The 14533-nt window shown below is 62.3% G+C and carries 18 protein-coding genes; 10 read left to right on the forward strand and 8 right to left on the reverse strand.

What is annotated here, in order from left to right; genetic code table 11:
• Window positions 1–159: 159 nt before the first annotated feature.
• The 5 genes from ECTOBSL9_RS17250 to ECTOBSL9_RS04785 all read left to right on the forward strand — a co-directional run bounded on the left by ECTOBSL9_RS17250 (window position 160) and on the right by ECTOBSL9_RS04785 (window position 5860).
• Window positions 160–702, forward strand: coding sequence for a hypothetical protein (locus ECTOBSL9_RS17250; RefSeq protein ID WP_205632059.1), 543 nt, complete (start codon window positions 160–162; stop codon window positions 700–702).
• A 98-nt stretch (window positions 703–800) separates the two neighbouring features.
• On the forward strand, window positions 801–2246 hold the full coding sequence (locus ECTOBSL9_RS04770) for a DDE-type integrase/transposase/recombinase (protein WP_063463909.1): 1446 nt from the start codon (window positions 801–803) through the stop codon (window positions 2244–2246).
• Window positions 2243–3088: an ExeA family protein gene (locus ECTOBSL9_RS04775; RefSeq protein WP_063463908.1), complete on the forward strand. Its 846-nt coding sequence runs from the start codon at window positions 2243–2245 to the stop codon at window positions 3086–3088. The genes ECTOBSL9_RS04770 and ECTOBSL9_RS04775 overlap by 4 nt, the downstream gene beginning before the upstream one ends.
• 16 nt (window positions 3089–3104) lie before the next feature.
• Window positions 3105–3332 (forward strand): hypothetical protein, encoded by a 228-nt coding sequence (locus ECTOBSL9_RS04780; RefSeq protein WP_063463907.1) that lies wholly within the window; start codon window positions 3105–3107, stop codon window positions 3330–3332.
• Between the two features lie 335 nt (window positions 3333–3667).
• Window positions 3668–5860, forward strand: a complete 2193-nt coding sequence (locus ECTOBSL9_RS04785; RefSeq protein WP_063464110.1) for a methyl-accepting chemotaxis protein — start codon at window positions 3668–3670, stop codon at window positions 5858–5860.
• Between the two features lie 218 nt (window positions 5861–6078).
• On the opposite strand, the gene ECTOBSL9_RS04790 is transcribed toward ECTOBSL9_RS04785, so the two are convergent.
• Window positions 6079–7002 (reverse strand): nucleotidyl transferase AbiEii/AbiGii toxin family protein, encoded by a 924-nt coding sequence (locus ECTOBSL9_RS04790; protein WP_063464111.1) that lies wholly within the window; start codon window positions 7000–7002, stop codon window positions 6079–6081.
• Window positions 6992–7189, reverse strand: coding sequence for a type IV toxin-antitoxin system AbiEi family antitoxin domain-containing protein (locus ECTOBSL9_RS16405; RefSeq protein WP_240481103.1), 198 nt, complete (start codon window positions 7187–7189; stop codon window positions 6992–6994). The genes ECTOBSL9_RS04790 and ECTOBSL9_RS16405 overlap by 11 nt, the downstream gene beginning before the upstream one ends.
• Before the next feature lie 78 nt (window positions 7190–7267).
• Here ECTOBSL9_RS16405 and ECTOBSL9_RS04800 point away from each other — a divergent pair.
• Window positions 7268–8403 (forward strand): IS3 family transposase gene (locus ECTOBSL9_RS04800; RefSeq protein WP_371258969.1). Its coding sequence is split into 2 segments (ribosomal slippage): window positions 7268–7544 and window positions 7544–8403, totalling 1137 coding nucleotides; the frame shifts between segments, so codons are not numbered across the junction.
• A 41-nt stretch (window positions 8404–8444) separates the two neighbouring features.
• Here the strand turns inward: ECTOBSL9_RS04800 and ECTOBSL9_RS04805 are convergent.
• Window positions 8445–9086, reverse strand: coding sequence for an AbiEi antitoxin N-terminal domain-containing protein (locus tag ECTOBSL9_RS04805; RefSeq protein WP_240481051.1), 642 nt, complete (start codon window positions 9084–9086; stop codon window positions 8445–8447).
• 167 nt (window positions 9087–9253) lie between these two features.
• Here ECTOBSL9_RS04805 and ECTOBSL9_RS04810 point away from each other — a divergent pair, with 167 nt between their 5' ends.
• Window positions 9254–9478 (forward strand): hypothetical protein, encoded by a 225-nt coding sequence (locus ECTOBSL9_RS04810; protein WP_156500040.1) that lies wholly within the window; start codon window positions 9254–9256, stop codon window positions 9476–9478.
• A 136-nt stretch (window positions 9479–9614) separates the two neighbouring features.
• Here ECTOBSL9_RS04810 and ECTOBSL9_RS17655 read toward each other — a convergent pair whose 3' ends face one another.
• From ECTOBSL9_RS17655 to ECTOBSL9_RS04830, 5 genes are all read right to left on the reverse strand, one after another.
• Window positions 9615–9779 (reverse strand): RES family NAD+ phosphorylase, encoded by a 165-nt coding sequence (locus ECTOBSL9_RS17655; RefSeq protein ID WP_256366325.1) that lies wholly within the window; start codon window positions 9777–9779, stop codon window positions 9615–9617.
• Window positions 9727–10131 (reverse strand): RES family NAD+ phosphorylase, encoded by a 405-nt coding sequence (locus ECTOBSL9_RS04815; protein WP_256366326.1) that lies wholly within the window; start codon window positions 10129–10131, stop codon window positions 9727–9729. The genes ECTOBSL9_RS17655 and ECTOBSL9_RS04815 overlap by 53 nt, the downstream gene beginning before the upstream one ends.
• Window positions 10128–10496 carry a hypothetical protein gene (locus ECTOBSL9_RS04820; protein ID WP_063464113.1) on the reverse strand — a complete coding sequence of 123 codons (369 nt, stop codon included), beginning with the start codon at window positions 10494–10496 and terminating at the stop codon, window positions 10128–10130. The genes ECTOBSL9_RS04815 and ECTOBSL9_RS04820 overlap by 4 nt, the downstream gene beginning before the upstream one ends.
• Before the next feature lie 324 nt (window positions 10497–10820).
• Window positions 10821–11033, reverse strand: coding sequence for a hypothetical protein (locus ECTOBSL9_RS04825; RefSeq protein WP_063464114.1), 213 nt, complete (start codon window positions 11031–11033; stop codon window positions 10821–10823).
• A 275-nt stretch (window positions 11034–11308) separates the two neighbouring features.
• Window positions 11309–12064: a hypothetical protein gene (locus ECTOBSL9_RS04830; protein ID WP_063464115.1), complete on the reverse strand. Its 756-nt coding sequence runs from the start codon at window positions 12062–12064 to the stop codon at window positions 11309–11311.
• Between the two features lie 415 nt (window positions 12065–12479).
• Here ECTOBSL9_RS04830 and ECTOBSL9_RS04835 point away from each other — a divergent pair, with 415 nt between their 5' ends.
• The 3 genes from ECTOBSL9_RS04835 (at window position 12480) to ECTOBSL9_RS04845 (ending at window position 14520) form a co-directional block, all read left to right on the forward strand.
• The gene (locus ECTOBSL9_RS04835) at window positions 12480–12797 is read left to right on the forward strand and encodes a DUF2282 domain-containing protein (RefSeq protein ID WP_063464116.1); all 318 of its coding nucleotides are present in this window, start codon (window positions 12480–12482) and stop codon (window positions 12795–12797) included.
• 72 nt (window positions 12798–12869) lie between these two features.
• Window positions 12870–13772, forward strand: coding sequence for a DUF692 domain-containing protein (locus ECTOBSL9_RS04840; RefSeq protein WP_063464117.1), 903 nt, complete (start codon window positions 12870–12872; stop codon window positions 13770–13772).
• Window positions 13756–14520 carry a DUF2063 domain-containing protein gene (locus tag ECTOBSL9_RS04845; RefSeq protein ID WP_168161532.1) on the forward strand — a complete coding sequence of 255 codons (765 nt, stop codon included), beginning with the start codon at window positions 13756–13758 and terminating at the stop codon, window positions 14518–14520. Before ECTOBSL9_RS04840 ends, ECTOBSL9_RS04845 begins: the two co-directional genes overlap by 17 nt.
• The last annotated feature ends 13 nt before the right edge of the window (window positions 14521–14533 follow it).

Consider the following 14533-nt stretch of genomic DNA (forward strand, 5'->3'; position numbering starts at 1 on the left):
ACTGAGTACGATCACCCTTACTGAGGGTGTTTGCGGGTGGAATGATCACGCAGGGTGAGGTTTGAGGGGGGATCCCCCTCGGGGAGCTTGAACGAACGCGCCCTTTGGGGGAGTCTCTGGTTACCAAGCCAAGAGACACTCACAGTGTGCCATGTTCCGTTGTCCGATCCCCAGTTTTTCCGGTTTCTAATCCACATCGATGAGGCATTGGCGGCCGAGGCGCAGGCGGCCGGGTGCCCGTGTGGCGGCGTGCTACACCGCGCCAACTATCCACGCAAGCCGCGCGGCTGCCCGCCTGCGTTCCGCGCTGAATACGCGACGCGGCTGAGTTTCTGCTGCAGCCAGTGCCGACGTCGGACGACCAGCCAGTCGGTGCGTTTTCTGGGGCGGCGCGTATGGCTGAGCTGGGTGGTGGTGCTGGGGTCAACCCGGCCGGCCGGGCACGGCACGGCGGCGGCTGCGTTGTGTGAAGCGTTATCGATTCCCTGGCGCACCCTGGCACGGTGGCGGCGGTGGTGGCGCGAAGACTTTGTGCGGACCTCGCTGTGGCGGGTGCTGGGTGCGCGGTTCCTGCTGCCGGTGGCTGCGGCACGGTTGCCGAACGGTCTCCTGGAGCAGTTGCCCGGCCAGGAACACGAACCGCTGCGGTGCCTGCTGGCCTTGCTCACCCCACTCACGATCACGGCGCCCGAGGGGCGCTGAGTTCCCGCAGAGGATGCCAATGGTCGAACCGATTCCCGCTGCGTAGCCTTCTCTCCCGGTCGTGGTGCCGCCGGCACCGCGCATATTGGGAGACGAACGTGCATCCACCGAACGATCCTCTGTTGCGTGATCGATGGGCGCGCTTGCGCTTCTCGATCATTGGTCCCTTGTTCGCCGCACCGCCGGAACCGGGAGCATTGCGGGCGGCACTGGCGGCGTTGGCCGAGCGCGTCTGGCGCCATCCCGTCACCGGCACCGAGGTGCGCTTCGGGGTGTCCACACTGGAGCGCTGGTATTACGCGGCACGGTCGGCCCCCGACCCGGTGGCGGCACTGCGCAACCAGCGCCGCCCGCATGGCCACTTCACCGCCATGACGCCGGCCGTGATCGCCGCCCTGGTGCAGCAATACCGGGAACATCCGGGCTGGACGGTGCAGTTGCACTTCGACAACCTGTGCGTGGACCTGGCCGACAGCGAGGTCTGCATGCCCTCGTATCCCACGGTGCGGCGCTATCTGAAGGCGCACGGGATGTTCCGCCAGGCGCGGCCGAAGTGTGCAACCGACGGCGCGATCCTCGCCCGCGACCGATTCGCAGCGCTGGAGGTGCGCAGCTACGAGCTGGACCATGTCTGTGCGCTCTGGCACCTGGACTTCCACCACGGTTCGCGCAAGGTACTGACCCGAGAGGGCGCCTGGGTCAAACCGTACCTGCTCGGCATCCTGGATGACCGCTCGCGCTTGATCTGCCACCTGCAGTGGTACCTGGACGAGACGGCGCAGAGCCTCGTCCACGGCCTGTCCCAGGCACTCATGAAGCGCGGGTTGCCGCGTGCCCTGATGACGGACAACGGTGCAGCGATGATCGCCGAGGAAACCGTTGCCGGATTGCAGCGCCTGGGTGTGCTGCACCAGACGACGCTACCGTATTCTCCCTACCAGAACGGGAAGCAAGAGTCCCTTTGGGGGCGTATCGAAGGTCGCCTGATGCCGATGCTGGAGGGACAAACCCCACTCACCCTCGATGTGCTCAACCAGACCACGCAGGCTTGGGCCGAGCAGGAGTATCACCGCACCCGCCACAGTGAACTCGACACCACCCCGCTGAAACGCTATCTGGCCGGGCCGAACGTCAGCCGGGACTGCCCGCCGGTCGCGGCACTGGCCGATGCTTTCCGTGTTGAGGTCACCCGCCGCCAGCGACGCTCCGATGGCACGGTGTCTCTGGAGGGGCAGCGCTTCGAGATCCCCGCCCGCTACCAGCACCTCGACCGGGTGTCGCTGCGCTACGCGCGGTGGGATCGCACCCGCGTCGACTTGGTCGATCCCCGCACCGGCACCGTCCTGTGCCCGGTGCTGCCGCTCGACAAATCCGCCAACGCCAACGCACAACGACGCGTCCGGCCACCTGCGGCACGCGCGCTCACGCCACTGCCACCCTCGGGGATGGCGCCGCTGTTGCGCCAGTTGCTGGCCGACTATGCCGCCACCGGCCTGCCGCCCGCCTACCTGCCCACCCCAGACCCCGAAGAGGACTCCGCATGAACTCGAAATTACTGGCCCTCTATGGGCTGAAGTGGAACCCATTCGCCACCGAAATCCCGGTCGAGGCGCTCTATGTGCCCGCACGCGTCGAGGACTTCTACTGGCGCATCGAACAGGGCCTGGTCCGCGAAGGCGGCTTCGCCATGATCAACGGCGACCCCGGCACCGGCAAGAGCGTGGTTCTGCGCCTGATCGCGGAACGCCTGGCACGGCTGCCCGATCTCACCGTCGTCGCCATCCATCATCCGCAGAGCCAGTTGGCCGACTTCTACCGCGAGATGGGCGATCTCTTCGGCGTCCCCCTGCGCCCACACAACCGCTGGGGCGGCTTCAAGGCCTTGCGCGAGAACTGGTTCGCGCATCTGGACACCACCCGCCGGCGCGCAGTGCTCCTGATCGACGAAGCCCAGGAAATGAGTCCCGCGGTCCTGTCCGAACTGCGCCTGATGGCCAGCGCCCGCTTCGACTCACAGACGCTCTTGTGCGTGATCCTTGCCGGCGATGCCCGCCTGCCCGAGAAGCTGCGCCGCGAGGAACTGATCCCGCTCGGCTCCCGCATCCGCACCCGTCTGGTCACCGAAGCGGCCAGCCGCGAGGAACTCCTGGCTTGCCTGCAGCATCTGCTCAACACCGCCGGCAACGCCAGCCTGATGACGCCCACGCTCCAGCACACCCTGTGTGACCACGCCATCGGCAACTACCGCCTGCTCACCACCCTGGCCGCCGAACTGCTCGCCGTGGCCGCCCAGCGCGATCTGCCGCAGCTCGACGAGAAACTCTACCTCGACGTGTTCGCCCCCGCAGAAAAACCCACTCCGCGCCGTGCCGCCGCAAGCCGTTGAACCCCTGGAGACCCTCATGCCCGCAACCCTCCATCCGCAATCCCTGCCCTGGCCCGAACTCAGCGACGACGCTGTCGTCGAGTTGCAGGCCCTGCTCCACGACTTCCTGATCTTGTTCGAATCCCACTACCTGGGGCAGATCCACCGCTACCACGACGAACGCTCGCAGGAAAATATGACCCAGCTCAGCTTACTGTCCGACGTCCCCCTCCCGACCGAGGACCCAGACAACCCTCCGTTCTGACGTCCTCCCAAGACCTACGCCCAAGACGCCGCCGAACTCCCTCCCGGGCGCCGGCGGCGTCTTGCTGATCAGGCCCCTTAACGAACGTGATCAGGAGGACATCAATTCGGGTGATCACACTCACCTTACCAAGGTTTGAGCCGTGTGCGGTGAAAGTCGCACGCACGGTTCTTATGGAACGGGGCGGCGGTAACGTCGCCTCGCTACCCGACGCCTGCGACACCACGTTGAGGTTTATCAAGGGCAGTCACTGAAGACGAGAATTCCACTGAGTGAATGCCCTACCATGGGGAGCTCAAGCGCAGCATTCCCGGATTGTTCCCAGGACAGCCCCAATGTCGATCAAAGCAAAAATTTCCGCCGGTTTCGCAACCGTTGCCCTCATCACACTCGCGCTGGGAGGCCTGGGTTATTGGGGAGCCGTCAAGAGTGAGTCCGCTATCGGCGAATTGGGTTCCTTGCGACTTCCGTCGGTGCAGACCGTACTGGAGATGCAGGTGGCGCTTAGCGACCTGGTGGGCAGTTTCCGCACGCTGATGGATCAGACCGCTACGCAGGAGCAACGGACCGTGCAGTACCAGGCCATTGAAGAAGCCCGCAACGTATACGGCCAGGCAGTCGACCGCTATGACGCGCTGCCCAAGACGGCTGAGGAAGCGGCGGCCTGGGAGGCCTTTCAGACCACCCTGCCCAACTGGCTGGAGGCCAACAACACCATACTCGCCCTGCACCATGAACTGGATGAGATGCGGCGCGCGACCCCACAGGGAGACTTCACCGCACAGTGGCAGCAGATTGCCACCCAAACCATGGGAGAAACGCTGCGCCATCAGGAGGCCGCCTTCCAGGCACTGGACCAGTTGGTGCAACTGAACATGAGAGCTGCCGCAGTGGAGGTGGAAGAAGGCCTCTCCCAGGCGCGCTGGCTGGAAGGCATCAGTCTGGCGGCCATGATCATCGGCGTGCTGCTAGCCGCCCTGCTGGGCATCCTGATCACACGCGGGATCACCGGACCGTTGAGACTGTTGGTGGATTCAGTGGAACGGGTACGCGACACCGGTAATTTCAATGAGCGGATCACCTATCACAGGCGAGATGAGATCGGCGCCGTGATCACCTCTTTCAATGCCCTGCTCGAATCTCAACGACAAGCCCTTGAAGAAGTCAATATGGCAGTCCACGCCCTGGCTAGCGGTGACTTTGGCTCACGGATCAAAGGTGATTATGCCGGCGACCTGGACAGCTTGAAGACGGGCTTCAATGCAAGCGCTGATACCATCCAGCTCACCATGAATGAACTGGCCAAGGTGATGCAGGCCCTTCGGACCGGAGAATTCAGCGTGTCCATCGACCCCAATCGGGTGGAGGGCGAGTTCCGCCGCATGCTGGAAAATGCCTCTACCGGGATGCATTCGCTGGATGACAGTACCAAGGGCATCATCAGCGTCATGGAGCATATGGCAGGCGGCGTGTTTCGACACCGGATCGAGGCCGATGCCGCCGGGCAGATGTTGAAACTCAAACACATGGCCAACGACTCCGTCAGCGCCCTGGAAGAGGCCATCCACGAGATCCAGACGGTCATGATCGCCCAGGCCCGGGGTGATCTGAGCCTGCGCGTTGAAGGCCAGTACGCCGGTGATCTGGCGGTACTGGCCACATCAGCCAACGATACAGCGGAAAAACTCTCCGACATCATCCTGAAGATCAACGACGCGGTCCTCTGCGTGAGCACGGGCGCCGGGCAGATCTCGACGGGCAACACCAACCTGTCCCAGCGGACCGAGGAACAGGCTGCCAGCCTGGAAGAGACCGCCACCAGCCTGGAGGAAATCACCAGCACGGTCCGGCAAAATGCCGATAACGCCCGCCAGGCCAGCCAGCAGGCCGATCAGGCAAAGACCATGGCGGAATCAGGGGGGCACAAGGTCAGACAGGCCATGGAGAACATGCGCGAACTCACCGCCAGTTCCGAAAAGATGACCAACATCATCAGCGTCATCGACGGCATCGCCTTCCAGACCAACATCCTGGCGCTCAATGCTGCCGTTGAGGCTGCCCGGGCGGGTGAACAGGGACGAGGCTTTGCGGTGGTCGCCAGTGAAGTCCGCACCCTGGCACAACGGTCTTCAGCCGCCGCGAAGGAGATCCAGTCGCTGATTAGAGAAGACGTCAGCATCGTGGAGGACGGCACCCGCGCGGTGCATGAAACCAGTGCATCCATGGAGGAAATCATCCGGGCCATCAAGCGCATGAGCGACATCAATGGAGAAATCGCGGCAGCATCGGATGAACAGACCCAGGGCATTGAGCAGATCAACCAGGCAGTGTCGCAGATGGACGACGTCACCCAGCAGAACGCGGCCTTGGTGGAAGAGGCTGCCGCCGCGGCAGAATCCCTGGTGGATCAGGCAGAACAGCTTTCTGCCGCCGTTTCCGCATTCCAACTCAGGGAGGCACAGCCCGATCGCCAACAACTTCTGATGCATGATAAAGAGGTTGAACTGATCCCCAAAAGGTGGGAATAGCCTGCCCGGTTCAAAGCGGTTTGCGGCCGCTGGTCAGCGCAGGCCAAATGCCCGGTTCGGGTCGGCAAGAGACAGCAATCGGCAAGGCACGGCCTAGATCGCGCCCCGCCTTGGGAGTCGTAGAGTCCGGAAGCTGGCCAACCACGGGCGGTCTCGGCAGTGGCCAGGACATCAAACCCAGCTTACCCTGCTCGCTAACAACCCCACGGTCCGACGGGCTACGAGGTGCGGCAAAGATTTTCGAGTTCCACGCGCTGCGCGGCATGCTTGGCTGCGTTCTCATGCGCAAGCTTTTTCAGGTTGAAGAGTTTCCAGCGCACGGCTGGAAGGGTTTGTGCCTGCGGCAAGCCGATCGCTTCGAAATCAGGTTCGCCGTCGTGCAGGCTGAGCAGGAATCGCGCGGTGTTGTCACACAGTCGACCGCGGATATCGGTGATGAGCCGAACTCTGGTCGCTTCGAGCTCGTCGACGGAGATCGGGATGGTCGTCATGCCGACGAATTCCTTGGCATAGGGTTCGTTCAGATCGCTCAGTCCGGGCGCGAGCAGTTCATGCGTCGGGCGCGGGGAGCTGGCGATATAAACCAGGAAGGTGCGGAACAGCGCGTCGGTCAGTCCTTCGTGTTCGTAGAGCAGCTTGATATCGAAAAGGTCGCGCGGGTGCTGGCGATCGACCGCCGCATGGAGTTTGCCACCGAACAAATCCTCAAATGACACGACCTGGACGGTGGCATAGCCGAATTCGTCTTCGACCGTTGGGGATACCGCGCGGCGTTCAGGATCGTGCACGACGCCACGCGTGACGGGTGAGATTTCAATTTTGACTTCGGCGCTGTCGAGCCGGGCTCGGATACGGGTGGCGCCGCCACTACCACCCTCGATGCGCTGCGCGCGGAGACGCGGAATGCCGGCGTTGGCCGCGTCCATGATCCTGTCGAGCGTCTCGTTGATCTCCCTCAGACTTTCCGCTCGGTCCTTGACCGGCAGGTAGGTCAGGTCGATATCTACCGACAGGCGCGGCATGTCGCGGTAGAACAGGTTGATGGCAGTGCCGCCCTTGAGCGCGAACACGGATTCCGCCTCGATGAAGGGCAGCAGGCGCACCAGAAGCGCGACCTGTGCACCATAGGCGTCACGGGCCATCGGCATCTCCCGTTGGGATATCGACGAATTCGGGCGGGACCATGATGCGGTAGCGTGGATGAATTTTGCCGCCCGTTATCAGGGCGCGGTCACCCGTGCCGAGGTTGAAGTCGTCGGGGTTAAGACGCTCGCGCCATACATGTTTGTGGCGGTCGGCGAAGACGAAGAATAGACGTCTGAGCTTGATCTTGCGGCAGCTCTGAGGTGGACCCCAAGATTCGGACCAGGGGTTAAGCTCTGATCATTCCGACAGGAGAATCTGATCATGAGCAGGAAACGCAAGCAATACAGCGCCGACTTCAAGGCCAAGGTGGCCCTTGAAGCCCTCAAAGGGGAACAGACCACCTCGGAGCTGGCAGCCCGCTTCGAGATCCATCCGACCATGGTGAGTCAGTGGCGGCGTGAGTTGCTGGACAAGGCGACGGGGATCTTCGAGGGCAAGGGTGGGGGCAAGGCGGCCCAGAAGACTCAGGAGGAGATCGACACCCTGTACCGTGAGATCGGCAAGCTGACGGTGGAACGCGATTTTTTATCACGCAGGCTCGGTCGTTGAGCCGGGCCCAGCGACAGGCCCTGGTGGAGCCGCAGGCGGTTGATGTCAGCGTCCGGCGACAGTGTCAGTTGCTCGACATCAGCCGTTCTTCGGTGTACTACCGGCCCAAGCCGACCCAGGATAGCGACCTGGAGCTGATGCGCCTGATTGACGAGGAATACCTGCGAAGGCCGTTCTATGGTTCGCGGCGGATGAGGGCCTACCTCAACCGCTTGAGCCACCCGGTAAACCGCAAGCGAGTCCAGCGGCTGATGCGCCAGATGGGCCTGCACGCCGTGTATCCGAGGCCGCGCACCAGTCGACCGGGCGAGGGCCACCAGATCTATCCCTACCTGCTGCGGGATCTGGTGATCGATCGTCCCAACCAGGTCTGGGCGACCGATGTGACGTTCATCCCGATGGCCCGGGGGTTCATGTACCTGGTGGCCATCATGGACTGGCACAGTCGTCGTGTGCTCTCCTGGCGTGTGTCGAACACCCTGGACACCGACTTCTGCATTGATGCCCTTGAGGAGGCTCTGGCACGCCATGGGCGACCCGAGATATTCAACACGGACCAAGGCTGCCAGTTCACCAGCAAGGCGTTCACCCAGGTGCTGAAAGACCACAAAATCCAGATCAGCATGGACGGTAAGGGCTGTTACCAGGACAACATCTTTGTGGAGCGGCTCTGGCGCAGCGTGAAGTACGAGTGCGTCTACCTGAAGGCCTTTGATAATGGCGTCCACTTACGCCAGGATCTGAAGCAGTACTTCACCTGGTACAACGCCGAGCGGCCCCATCAGGGGCTGGACGACGCAACACCGGATGAGGTTTACTTCAACCAACCTCTGACTCGGGCGGCCTGACGCCTGAGAGCTACAACCCCGGTTAGAGCTTAACCCCCCTGTCAGGTGGTCCAGTGGATGGGGTCCACTTCACTCTGCAGCAGCGCCGTCAGCTGGCGAGGCCGCATCGTCGCCAGCCCCTCGAAAACCATGTCAAGGTTATGGAAACTCTCATGCGCGGGCAGTTCGTCAAGTGCTTCGAGGATCGCGCGCTCCGGCGAAGATATTCGGAGCGTCCAGCCCCAGGGCAGAGTCGGGGCATTGCCGTGTTTGTATTCCGTCAGACCGAGCGACGGGTCATCAAACAGGGACAGGGGGCGGCTGATGAGCGGTGCGTCGAGGGTGAGGCGCGACAGCCAGCTTGGCGTGTCACTGCCGTAGACCCACACGGGCGGATACGCACCCAGCGGAAGATAGTGGCGGTAACCCTGGAGGTCAAGGGCGGACGTGCCGCCGACATGGACTTGATAACCCATGATTTTCTGGAGAGACAGGATGCAACTCTTCCAGTCTGGAGGGGCTGGCTGCGGCATGGGGCGACGGAAGACACCGCGCTCCAGCCGCTCCAGCCAGCCGCGATCCACGTATTTCCGGGTGAGGAACCGGTTGACGCCGTGGTTCTCCAGCCAGCGCGCATCCACCACAAAACCGGCGGGAACAGCTTCCAAGACACTCTTCAGCTTTCCCTCTTTTTGTGCACTCATGGCACACATTATGGGTAATGCTCGAAGATTAATGCAAGCCTGCTTCGGACTCGCAAGATTATGGGCGCTTCCGGTCGCCGGCACGAATTGCATGCAATATCCCAAAAAAGGATGCCCGCAATATGGAAGTTTTCGGGCGTCCGCAGGGCAGCAGTGAGGAGTCGTTCGTGAGCAACGGCTCGGCGGCCGCTCCGGGTCGCACACCGCCATCCCACTGGGCCCATGCTTGTGTTTCCTCCACCTCAAACGAGGAAACTGACCATGAAAGATTCGGAAAAGACTGCCCCCCGTGGAACAAGGGCAAACTCATTGGCCAGCTGGAAAGTACCGTCCGCTACCTCGGCATCGAGGTCGATGACGCCCTGGAGATGGCCGAACGCACCGAATGCTGATACGCCTGGGCCGGTCAGCGCCCCTCCCCCGTCAGGTGCGCTGACCGGTACTGGACAGCCAGCGATGCGCGCATGCCCCCGAGAAGGCAACCGACAGATGATGGTAGGCCGGCGGCGCCAATGGTATGCCAGGTCATCAGCGCACCCAACTGGATTGGTCGCGGGGAAACCGCCTGTCCGGATCGTTCACCATGACCGAATTCCCATCCTTGAGACGGGCTGAGTACACGATGAGGTTCGTACCGCCTTCATGCACCTGGCTCGGGAAAAGGATGCCGGTGCAGCCACGGGCCAACACCATGTCTGCAAGAACCCAAGTGGGGGGGTTCGATGTGAAGATCGAACTTCAGGTGCCGCCAATCATGCCAGAGGTCGTCCCAGGGCTCCCCACGATACAACTGGCGAAGGTCGACCAGATCTCGGAGCGTCACAGTGTAGGAGCACATCGTACAGGGCGGCAGGAAGGGTGAGGTCTGCTGGTACTCACGCAACGCAGTCACCTCGTCCAGCGATAGATAGAGTGCCTCAACGCCGTCTCGGTTAAAGCGTCCCCCTTGGATTGCGGCACCCGCGCCGCTTGTCGGTCTGCTGGCCCACTGCGGGGTATGCGCCCGGAATAAGATAGTACCGGCAGGGAGGTTAACGAGGATCACCCGACGAAACCGGTGCTGATCGACTCCAGATAGCCAATCACGTCGTCGGTGCGACCTTCCTGTACGAGTTGCAACAGGGTCTTGTGGCGGAAGGCGGGAATGGGCTCGTTCTTGACCAGGAAGATGGCTCGCTGCAGATCCGACTCCACTGCCATGGCCGCCGACAACACCCGCATGAGATCACGCAGTGCGGATTGGAGTTTTGGGGATTCCGGGTGGGTGCGAAGGGTGTTGCGATGGACACCCGCCAACTCGGCCAGGTCTTGCTGCTGCATGCCGAGAATGTTGGCGACATTCGACGCGGAGAACCGCGAAGTACCGACTTCGCGCGTCGATTCGAGCACGTCTGCGAAGATGGCGGTCATGACGTTACTCCAGACAGGATAATCTAGGGATGCACATTTTACGCACAGAATACGCACTCAGCAAGTATAGTTCCACTGTGCTGATGAGCTCCTCCAGCGCGAATACAGTCGGTCACATCGTGCCTAAACGGGGGGGGGCGTTCGACTGTCAGCTGTGCAGGCAATTGGAGTCTCTCATCCACTCCTACCGAGCGACCGCTCTGGGTCGCACACCGCCATCCCTGTGGGACCATGCTTGTGTTTCCTCCACCTCGAACGTGGCAGCCGATCATGAAAGATGCGGCCTGAATTTGGCTTTTCTGGATCCTGAGCGGGCACAGTGCGTTACGGATTCGCTTCAGAGTCGCGCTCAATGAAATGACGCAGATTGATGGTGTCTCTCAGAGTCGCCCGCTCCATACTGGTCGGGCTACTGAAGGGCGGCACCCAGAAATCCAGCGCAATGTGCATGCCTGCCTTCAGACTGGTTGCGTCACCGGCTGGCTCCAATTCCCAGGGGGTGGAACCGGCGCGCAGATCTAACCAGGCATCGGGCATACGTCCTGACCGCTGCAGGAAGCCAAGCCGACCAGTGGGCCGCGTTGCCAGGCCTAGTATCGGGCATCGACATCCGGACCTGTCACAAGTGCGGGGTGCGCGGGCAGGATCAGTCCAGGCCCCCTCCGTCTCGTCGCAGTGGTGTAGTGGCTTGCGGCGCCCCTTCCCAACTGGGGTCCAACCCAAGAAAGGTCTGGATATCTGATACTTCGCTTGGTCCGACTGTGCATGCGATGAGTTCCGTTTCGGACACGGATCGGCGTTGGAACCTCTTTTCAATTCGATTCGTGATCTTCCAGTGGATCCTGCGGCTGTTCGACCGAGACCCAGTGCAGATCGGCGACCGGCTCCTTGAAACCAAATTCAACGGCATGATTGCCGATGAAAAATTCGCCTCGGGCATGAGACCAGCCATGGTCTTTCACCCGCGTATCCATCCACTCAAAAAGTGCCTGCAGCGCAAGGGCGATGCGTGGACGCGCCTCATAGTCCAGCCCGTGCGCTTCCCAGGTGGTCCGGGCAGTGTCCCACCGCAGCCAGCCCTCGCGCACGAACCCGGCGGTGAACAATGCCCGGAGAAGGCCGTCGCCGAGTTTGCAACGTAAATCCTGGATGCCCGCGCTGGGGCTGGCTGCGGTGGGAATCGACACTATCAGCGGCGCCGGTAGCAGAGTTTGCCAGTCCCGCCCCTCGACAGTTCCGGTGAGCAGGTCCTCGTCGATAATCTGCTGGAAATCTGGCACTGGGTCCGACCCGGTACGCTGAGCCAACTGGATCAGCGCGCCGGCCTCATCGAGGTAGCCAGACAGCTGAAAGCCACATAGGTGGTGATCGACGAGGTCGTGGACGAAGACAGAGGTGGGGATTCGCTCCCCCGTGTATGGGGTCGTGGCTATCACGTCGGGCCCCGCGCCAGGCACATCAAGCTTCCAGCCCCGGGCACCAAACCCGTCATCCCATTGCTCGGCGAAGATGGCCGATACCCGGACCTGACGCCGGCTAGCGCAAGGGGGCGGCGCAGCAGAAGACATCTCGGCTTACCCAATGAATTTGTCCCTCAGTCTAGCGGCCAATGCAGTATTTTTCAGCACCCGCTCACCCGCATCCGTTCGCCAGCGGAGGTCCTCCTCCGAACCTCATAGTCCGGAAAAATCCGCCTTGCATCCAGAATCAGCGTGGGACAAGGAGCTTGGAGTAATCCGGGAAACAACAGGCGGCAGCGAAGCATCTTTTCCCGATCGTTGAACATGCCCGCCTCTCCTGACTCACGCATGGATTAATGGCCTTGTTCCAGCCAGCGTGAAACGCCCTGCCAATGCCTCGTCGAGCCGCCTCACTAGGTATTCCTACGAATTACCCCTTCAGGCCGTGCCCCCTAATCTAAAACCAGGCTTGGAGCAAACCCCAGGCCCCGCGCGTTCTATTCATTGATCAAGGAGCACCCTCATGACCCAACATACCGCCCAATCCCTCTCCGCCGCCAGCATGGCCGGTGCCTTTGCCCTGGCCGTGGCGGGCGCCGTGTATGCACCCAGCGCCGTGGCGTCCTCGGCCACCATGGAAAAATGCTACGGCGTTTCACCTGCAGGCGAGAATGACTGCGCCGCCGGGCCGGGCACCTCCTGCTCGGGGACCTCCACCCAGGACTACCAGGGCAACGCCTGGAGCCTGGTACCCGCTGGCACCTGTGAAGAGCTTGAACTCCCGGGCGACCGGCAAGGCAGCCTGGAACCGCTGGACCGGGATCTGCCGAGCCGGTCCTGAGAGACCGGCCCGGCATCGTCTTGATATCCACACCGCAAGGATGCGGTACTCCAATTCATCGCGGGAGGTTTCATGTCTGATCCGACGCGCCCCCTCACATTGGCCGGTGCAGATGCCATCCCCCCATCGGCTGGCGTGGGCCTCAAACCGGCACACTACCGGACGATCCTTGAACAAGCTCCCCAGATGGGTTGGTTCGAGGTCCACGCCGAGAACTACATGGGCGCCGGTGGTCCGCCTCATCGTTACCTGACGGCCATCCGCGAGCGCTACCCCCTCTCCATTCATGGTGTGGGGCTTTCCATCGGTGGCGCACAGGCACTGGACCGCCAGCATCTCAACCGACTGGCTGAGCTGGTGCGCCGCTATCGCCCCGGGCTGTTTTCGGAACACCTGGCCTGGTCCACTCACTCGGGTGGATTCTTGAACGACCTGCTGCCCCTGCCCTACACCGACGAGACCCTGGATCGCGTCTGCCGCCACATCGATCAGGTGCAGGACGTGCTCGGACAACGCCTGTTGCTGGAAAACCCGTCCACCTATGTGGACCTGGCAGACAGCACCATCAGCGAGATCCAGTTTCTCGATGCCGTATCGCACCGCACTGGCTGCGGATTGTTGCTGGACGTGAATAATGTTCAGGTCTGCGCCACCAACCATGGCTTTGAGGCCCAGGCGTATCTGGATGCGTTCCCCATGAATCGGGTGGCCGAGATCCATGTGGCCGGCCACGATCAGCAACAGGACGACGGGGGTCGGCCGCTGCTCATCGACACCCATGACCGCCCCGCAACCGCCGGGGTCTGGCAGTTGCTGGACCACACCCTGGCACTCACCGGCCCCCTGCCCGTGCTCATCGAATGGGACAACCACATCCCCTCGTGGCCAACCCTGTTCGATGAGTCCCGCAGGGCTCAGCATCTGCTGGATCGCCATATCCTGGATGAGGAGGCAGGCCATGCCCTTGCAAGCTGAATACGAGGCCGATTTCGTGCAGGCCCTGCGCCAGCCCGACACCCCGCTGCCCGTGGGGGTTCGCGGCCATGGTTCCCTGCCGCCAGTACTGCGGTTTGGCGTTTATCGCAACAATGTGCACGTCAGCCTGGTGGAAGCCGTGACCCGGCTCTACCCCGTGGTCCAGCGGCTGGTGGGAGAATCATTCTTTCATGCCCTTGCCCGCCGCTTTGTGGGGCAGGTGCTGCCTGAAAGCCCGGTACTCATCGACTATGGAGAGGCATTTCCCGATTTTATCGACTACTTTGAACCGGCCGCTCGCCTACCCTATCTTGGCGATGTGGCGCACATCGAGTGGGCCTGGCACCGTGCCTATCATGCCCAGGATCAGACGCCACTGCCGCCCCAGGCACTGTCCCGGATACCGCCCGAACAAGTGGGGCACCTGCACCTTGGGTTGCACCCCTCCCTGCGCGTGCTCGAGTCCCCCTGGCCGGCCCGTTCCATCTGGCATACCAATCGCCATGATGCCCAGGTGAAGCGTATCGATCTGGAGAGCGGCGCTGAGGCCACCCTCGTCTGCAGGCCCCACATGGATGTCCAGGTTCACCGGGTTCCCTTGGGCACGGCAACCTTTGTCAAGGCCCTGAGCGCAGGTTGCCGCCTGGCACAGGCGGTCGACCAGGCCACCCAGCACCCCGGTTTCGATCTGCAGGCCAGCCTTGAGAGGCTGGTGGGCAGTGGCGGCGTCACCGCGTTTCGGTTCTGACAGGCCCACGCAC

It is taken from the genome of Ectothiorhodospira sp. BSL-9 (assembly GCF_001632845.1).
Lineage (GTDB): Bacteria > Pseudomonadota > Gammaproteobacteria > Ectothiorhodospirales > Ectothiorhodospiraceae > Ectothiorhodospira.

Bases quoted from the DNA above. Each gene is read 5' to 3' on its own strand.
- ECTOBSL9_RS17655 (WP_256366325.1), bottom strand. From the start codon at position 9,779: ATGGTGTTGGCCCGTGGCTGCACCGGCATCCTTTTCCCGAGCCAGGTG.
- ECTOBSL9_RS04835 (WP_063464116.1), top strand. From the start codon at position 12,480: ATGACCCAACATACCGCCCAATCCCTCTCCGCCGCCAGCATGGCCGGT.
- ECTOBSL9_RS04780 (WP_063463907.1), top strand. From the start codon at position 3,105: ATGCCCGCAACCCTCCATCCGCAATCCCTGCCCTGGCCCGAACTCAGC.
- ECTOBSL9_RS04820 (WP_063464113.1), bottom strand. From the start codon at position 10,496: ATGACCGCCATCTTCGCAGACGTGCTCGAATCGACGCGCGAAGTCGGT.
- ECTOBSL9_RS04825 (WP_063464114.1), bottom strand. From the start codon at position 11,033: ATGCCCGATGCCTGGTTAGATCTGCGCGCCGGTTCCACCCCCTGGGAA.
- ECTOBSL9_RS04845 (WP_168161532.1), top strand. From the start codon at position 13,756: ATGCCCTTGCAAGCTGAATACGAGGCCGATTTCGTGCAGGCCCTGCGC.
- ECTOBSL9_RS04785 (WP_063464110.1), top strand. From the start codon at position 3,668: ATGTCGATCAAAGCAAAAATTTCCGCCGGTTTCGCAACCGTTGCCCTC.
- ECTOBSL9_RS04805 (WP_240481051.1), bottom strand. From the start codon at position 9,086: ATGAGTGCACAAAAAGAGGGAAAGCTGAAGAGTGTCTTGGAAGCTGTT.
- ECTOBSL9_RS04840 (WP_063464117.1), top strand. From the start codon at position 12,870: ATGTCTGATCCGACGCGCCCCCTCACATTGGCCGGTGCAGATGCCATC.
- ECTOBSL9_RS04775 (WP_063463908.1), top strand. From the start codon at position 2,243: ATGAACTCGAAATTACTGGCCCTCTATGGGCTGAAGTGGAACCCATTC.
- ECTOBSL9_RS04790 (WP_063464111.1), bottom strand. From the start codon at position 7,002: ATGGCCCGTGACGCCTATGGTGCACAGGTCGCGCTTCTGGTGCGCCTG.
- ECTOBSL9_RS04830 (WP_063464115.1), bottom strand. From the start codon at position 12,064: ATGTCTTCTGCTGCGCCGCCCCCTTGCGCTAGCCGGCGTCAGGTCCGG.